This is a genomic window from Psychrobacter sp. 1Y4, from assembly GCF_051847555.1.
The window spans coordinates 1-949 of the sequence record NZ_JBPYDE010000226.1 but is presented as its reverse complement, the minus strand read 5'-3'; the positions used below and the strand labels follow the sequence as shown (position 1 = coordinate 949).

1 protein-coding gene and 1 pseudogene are annotated in these 949 nt (G+C 46.2%); both read left to right on the top strand.

Annotation, left to right across the window (positions count from 1 at the left end; translation table 11 throughout):
• Positions 1 to 263, top strand: a pseudogene (locus ACS8FC_RS15395) (multifunctional transcriptional regulator/nicotinamide-nucleotide adenylyltransferase/ribosylnicotinamide kinase NadR); the annotation flags it as partial.
• Positions 264 to 364: 101 nt separating this feature from the next.
• The coding region (locus ACS8FC_RS15390; protein ID WP_439297416.1) for a nicotinamide mononucleotide transporter at positions 365 to 949 on the top strand (585 nt) is incomplete at its 3' end.

The window sequence follows — 949 nt, the reverse complement described above, 5'->3', positions numbered from 1 at the left end:
GCACCCATCCTTTTGTCGCTGCTTGCGTTGATGAGTTTCGCTTAGACCACACCATCATGCTCGATAACAATACGCCATGGGTCGATGATGGCATGCGCTCTTTGGGTACGCCTGAAGCACGTGGACGGTTCGAGCAGCGCCTACTAGACATTTTTGCGCGTCACAATATCGCGCCGCACATGATTGACCAGCCGGATTACGATGCTCGCTATCAGCAAGCGTTGTTATTTATCGACAAGCATATCTATGGCAAAAAACCGTAAGCTATACCAATAAGCACCCTATTTATAATAATAATTTATTCAGCTAACGCAGTGCCGTTAGCCTCATATTGAAATCAGTGTCAATTTTAGAGGAAAAAGTTATGCGTATTCAGCTATTGGACAACATCACCGGAAAATGGTCGATGCAATGGATTATTATTTGGTTTATTTGCGGTGTGATTGCTCTGTCCGCCGGTTTTTGGCTCACCACAGACCATACTACGCTTGATTGGTTTTACTTGGCTGTCTCATTTATTGGCTTGGTTTGCGTCGTCTCGCTGTCATTTCGCAAAAACGTCATGGGCAATGGCTTTGGTATGGGCGCAACCGCAGGGGAAGTCATTGTACAAGCAACATCTGGCGCAGTGGGTCTAATGCTCGCACCCCTATTTAACTTTTTCACTCATGTATATGGCATCTTTTACTGGTCAAAACACACCGACCCTGATGGCGACATGATACCAAAATCAGCAAGCAAAGCCGTTTGGTTAATCACTGCCGCATTTATCATCATTGGTCTTGCCCTTTTCCCAACCGTCAATGATTTACTGGCGAGCTACGGTTATGCAGTCGTAGAAGATGATAATAGTCTGTTTTTGGGATTCATCTCTTTCTTTTTGACCCAAGTCCCTTCCCTTTTCCCTTCCCCTCCCCACCCAGCCACCACTACTCCCCGTTCCTCCCTT